This window comes from Dietzia aerolata (genome assembly GCF_014144865.1).
Lineage (GTDB): Bacteria > Actinomycetota > Actinomycetes > Mycobacteriales > Mycobacteriaceae > Dietzia > Dietzia aerolata.
Map to the genome: position 1 here is coordinate 369 of NZ_JAALDM010000327.1, position 4,996 is coordinate 5,364.

At 70.0% G+C, this 4,996-nt stretch carries 4 protein-coding genes; 3 read left to right on the forward strand and 1 reads right to left on the reverse strand.

The window, feature by feature from the left end; genetic code table 11:
• Positions 1 to 294 precede the first annotated feature (294 nt).
• On the forward strand, positions 295 to 1,413 hold the full coding sequence (locus tag G6016_RS16280; RefSeq protein ID WP_182633642.1) for a YhjD/YihY/BrkB family envelope integrity protein: 1,119 nt from the start codon (positions 295 to 297) through the stop codon (positions 1,411 to 1,413).
• Positions 1,414 to 1,735: 322 nt separating this feature from the next.
• Positions 1,736 to 3,028, forward strand: coding sequence for a DUF4921 family protein (locus G6016_RS16285; protein WP_182633645.1), 1,293 nt, complete (start codon positions 1,736 to 1,738; stop codon positions 3,026 to 3,028).
• 66 nt (positions 3,029 to 3,094) lie between these two features.
• On the opposite strand, the gene G6016_RS16290 is transcribed toward G6016_RS16285, so the two are convergent.
• Positions 3,095 to 3,613 carry a thioredoxin domain-containing protein gene (locus tag G6016_RS16290; RefSeq protein WP_182633643.1) on the reverse strand — a complete coding sequence of 173 codons (519 nt, stop codon included), beginning with the start codon at positions 3,611 to 3,613 and terminating at the stop codon, positions 3,095 to 3,097.
• Between the two features lie 199 nt (positions 3,614 to 3,812).
• Here G6016_RS16290 and G6016_RS16295 point away from each other — a divergent pair, with 199 nt between their 5' ends.
• Positions 3,813 to 4,964 carry a glycoside hydrolase family 183 protein gene (locus G6016_RS16295; protein WP_182633644.1) on the forward strand — a complete coding sequence of 384 codons (1,152 nt, stop codon included), beginning with the start codon at positions 3,813 to 3,815 and terminating at the stop codon, positions 4,962 to 4,964.
• Positions 4,965 to 4,996 lie beyond the last annotated feature (32 nt).

Here is a 4,996-nt window from a genome sequence, read left to right on the forward strand (position 1 = left end):
AGGGAGTTCTTCGACGACATGGACGAGCTCGATTCTCTCGCGACCCGGCACACCGCCGAGCCGAACACTCCGCCGCTCGATCGGCGACGGACATGTTCTCAGTTTACTGTTATGCCGATCACAGATCCATACCCGGTCACCATCACCCGGGGCGGATGAGTGGCAACCTGGCATCGCGGTCGCGATGGTCCTGCCACAGTAGGGAGGATCGGGACCGCCACCCGCCGTGGCGCGAGGCGCCGATCTCCACCATCGATCAAGGCGGTGCCCCGGCACCGGGGAGCGGGGACACAGGTGACCGATGCCAGAGCTGCCGAACTCATCGCCGGCGACGAGACCCTTCACCGTCACGGCATCGACTACCTCCGCGCCAAGGAGGAGTCGGCCGCGGCTCCCCCGAAGCTGACCCGACGCAGCATCGTCTACGCCCTGCGGCGCGCGCTGCCGAAGTTCAACAACGACTTCTGCATGGACCTGGCCTCGGGCCTGACCTATCACGCGGTGTTCTCGCTGTTTCCCATCATGATCGTGCTGGTGTCACTTCTGGGGATCTTCGGCCGCGGGGACGAGACGATCCAGGCGATCATGCAGCTGCTCAACGACTCGGTCCCCCAGACGACCGTCGAATTCCTCCGCGGACCGGTGGAAGGCCTGGTCCGCACGGACATCGCCGGGTTCGCACTGGTGGCCGGACTGTTCGGCGCCCTGTGGTCCGGGGGGACCTACGTCAATTCGTTCGGCCGGGCACTGAACCGCATCTACAACGTCAACGAGGGACGGTCGTTCCTGCGGCGGCGGTTGGTGTTCATGGCACTGACCGCCCTGTTGATCGTCCTCATGTTCTGCGCGGCCATCATCCTCACGCTCACCGGCGGGATCGCCGAGAACGTCTTCAAAGCCATCGGGCTCGGTGATTTCTCGCTCACCCTGTGGAAACTGCTCAAATGGCCCGCACTGCTGGCGATCGTGATGCTGGTGATCGGCATCCTCTACCAGTTCACGCCGAATGTCCGTCGCCCGCATTTTCGCTTCCTGTCCCCCGGCACGATCGTCGCGATCGTCGTGACCTCCGCTGGCGGCTGGGGCTTCAGCTTCTACGCCTCCCATTTTGCCAACTACAACGTCACCTACGGCTCGCTCGCAGGCGCGATCATCTTCCTGTTCCTGATCTGGATCTCGAACAACGCGCTGCTGCTCGGGGCCGAGATCGACTCCGAACTCCTGCGCGCCCGACTACTGCTCTCCGGAGTCGAGGCCGAAGAGGAGATCCCGCTGCCCCTGCGCGATGCGACCGCGGTGATCAAGGCGCATCGGTCTCGGGCGAAGCTCGTCGCCACCGGGGCCCAGCTTCGCCACGAGGCCGACGACGCCGCCGAGTCCGCCAAGGCCGCCGAGCAGCTCGCCACCGCGTAACCGAGCCGTTCGCCACCTCGTAGCCACACGGTTCGCCCCCGCAGAACCGGGCGCCTCGCCAGCTCGTCACGATTGCCGGCCCGGGTCCGGGAGTCCGCCGATGGTCGGTCGCTCGGCGGTGGCCTGCTTCAGGGGCGGTGGCGGCGTTGTCGTCGTCGTGACGTCACCTTCACCACCTACGCTTTCCCGGGTGAGCACCCTCCCCTCCGCCCCCGGCCTCTCCACCCCGGGCTCGACCGATTCCGACAGCTCCGACCCGGGCTCGACCGGCCTCGGCCACTCGAACCACGGCTCCCCCTCGTCGGTGCCGGCGCTGCGGCGCATGGCCGACGGGACGGTCAAGCAGATCAACCTCTTCACCGGCACCGAGGTGTGGACGGTTCCGGGGCGCGGTCATCGGCCCGTCGAGCACCATCCCGGCGAGGTCAGTGCGGTGGATCCGGCGGCGCCCGAGGCGCACTGCGCGTTCTGCGTGACCCGGCTGCGTGAGACGACCCCGGAGAAGGCGCGGCTCGTGCGGAGCGGCGGGACCGGCTCCGGCTGGGAGGTGCTCGACGAGGTGCCGGCCGCCGAGCTGGATGCCACGACGCCCGAGTTCCGGCTGTTCGGGAACCTCTTCGAGATCGTCTCGCTGGACTACTGGAAGGCCGTGCACGGCTACCGGATCTCCGAGCGCGCCGCCGCGCACCAGCGCGACTACCTGGCCACTCCGGACGGCGCCGAGCACGTGCGCTCGCTAGTGCGGACCCGGCTGGCCGCCGCGCAATCCGATCCCGACGCCGCGGACGCCATGGACGCTCGCGAGCTGGCCGCACACTCCGAGAGCTTCTTCGGCGGCTGCCATGATGTGGTGGTGGCGCGTCGGCATCTGGTCGACGGCGCCACCAGCAGCGACCGGCACGCCTCGTCCGGCTGCCTCACCCCGGCCGAGCACGAGCGATTCATCGCGTTCACCGTACGCGCGATGGCCGGCCTGTACCGGGACAACCCGTTCGCGCGGTACGTGTCGGTGTTCCAGAACTGGCTCAAGCCCGCCGGGGCGTCGTTCGCGCACCTGCACAAGCAACTCGTGTCGATCGACGAGGTGCCGGTCAAGACCGCCCGCGAGCTCGCGCTCCTGGCCCGCGAGCCGGACCTGTTCCACAGTCGCGGCATCGACCACGCCGTCGACGAGGGTCTGGTGCTGGCGGCCAACGAGCACGCCGTCGCCGTGGTGGGCGTGGGCCACCGCTACCCGGCGCTGGTCATCTACTCGCGCTCGGCGGCCGCGAACCCGTGGGAGCACTCGGAGGCCGAACTGCGCGGGGTGTCCGATCTGCTGCACGCGTGCCACGCCGCGACGGGGCCGATGGTGCCGGTCAACGAGGAGTGGCACACCCGGCCGCCGGGCGTGGACGTGCCGATGCCGTGGCGGATCGTGCTCAAGTGGCGGATCTCCACGCCGGCCGGTTTCGAGGGGGCGACCGGCATCTACGTCAACACGATCGACCCGTGGACACTGCGCGACCGCGTGGCCTCGCGGCTGCACGAGCTCCGGGCCGAGGGGCGGATCGCCGACCTCGCGCTGGGTGACGAATGCGGGGATGTGCGGGGATCGCTGCGGTATCGGGGCTGAGACGCCGGGCGCGGACCGTCAGGGACGGTGGGGCGGTCGACGGCCAGGGACGGTCGGGCGTGGCCGTCAGCGGCGGGAGTCGCGGCCGGAGCGCAGGGCACGCGTTCCGGTGGCCTCGCGGATGCCGGGTACCGAGGCGGGGATGACCACGGGACCGCGCTGTCGCGGATCCAGCACCACGGCGGTGGGGGTCTCCTCGGAGCCGCGGTTGATGCTGCGGCACAGCTCGTAGGCGTCCTCATCGCGCCAGATGTTCACCCAGTGCACCTTGAGGCCCTCGCGGGTTGCGCGCCTGCGCAGTGCCGAGGAGTAGGCGCAGCCCGGGCGCCAGAGCACCACGACCGTGTTCTCCAACGCCGCCCGGCTACGCACGGCGTCCAGGGGTTCGTGCCCCGTCACACGCAGCGGCGAGTTCCACACCGCGACCACGGCCAGCGCCACGAACACCACGGCGGCCAACGCGACGCTGTGTCCGAACCCCACGAGGGTCAAGGCGATCGCGCACCCGAGGGCGAGCACGGCGGCAGAGCCGAACCAGTGGCCGGGGACGAGTTCTCTCCCGACCCGCGCGAAAGGGTGGGTCACGAGAAACGACCATACGCCCCCTGAAACGGCGCGTGTGGACTGCTCCGAAAAATCGCTGATCTGACAACGACTGCGCGACTGTCATCCTGGGGTTTCGCGGCACCGAGCGCTCGCCGCAGGCTTCTCTACATATGTCCGAGTGCCGTGTGCCCGGTCGGCCTACCCGCCCGCCGGGGCAGGTCGCGGTAGCGTCGGCGGCATGACCGAGACGCCGCAGCCCACCGCCGCGCCCGGGACCGGAACCCGCAAGGTCCGCGACCTCAGCGGGCCCGGGATCACCACCCGGTTCGGCATGGAGGGCACAGACCTGGGAATTCTCGCCCGGACCCCCTCCGGGAGACTTCTCGCCGTGTTTGGCGACACCTTCGCCGGAGCGGGGATGGGCGCCCCGCACGTCGGTAAACCGCATCCGGGCATCGCGCAGTGCGCCCGCACCACCGACGACCGCCCCGGACCCGGCAACCCGGATTGGCGCTCCCCGGTCGGCCTGTTCTCCGACACCGACGCACCTGCCGCGGGCCTGGAGTGGTCGGAGGCCGCGGGCCCGGGACCGCGCGACTACGCCTCGCAGCTCATCGACTACGTGCACGGCCGCGGCTGTTCCACGGTCCTGCCGAGCGACGTCCTCACCATCGGCGACACCATGTACCTGCACGTCATGGTCAACGAGGGGCTCGGCACCGTCACCCGCACGCAGATCCACCGCTCGACAGACGACGGCCGCACCTGGGAGCCGACCGGCGTCGAGTTCTCGCCACGGCTGGAGGGCGGCCACCGCCAGCTCTGGACCTGGGAGCGCGGCGGCGACGGCTGGGTCTACGCCTTCTCCACCGGCTTCCAGCGCGACAAGGGCGTCATCCTCATGCGCGTACGCGAGGAACACCTGGCCGACCCGGACACCGGGAACTGGCAGACCTGGGGCTTCAAGGACGGCCGCTGGGACTGGGGTCACCCCACGACCATCGTCCTGCCCGGCCGGATCGGCGAGATGTACCTGCGCCGCTGCGAGGACTTCTGGACCCTGACCTACTTCAATGCCGAGCACTACAGGATCGACTGCCTGACCTTCCCCAGCATCGGCGCCGACCTGCTCGACCGCTCGGTGACCACGCACACCACGCTGCTTCCGGGCAGCGCGTGGGGCGATGAGTCCGACGGCACCGACCCCGCCACCGGGCCCGCCCGCGTCGCGCAGCTGTACTGCGGCTGCCCCGTGCCCGGGTCCACGCCGGAGCAGTGGCATTTCGTGGTGAGCCAGTGGAACACGCACGATTCGGCCGCCGGGCCCGCCGGGTGGCCGTACCGCTCGATGCAGTTCGTGGGCTCCATCCCGCGACCGCCGGGCCGCTAATCGCGGCGCCCGCCCGGCAGGCACGCCCACGG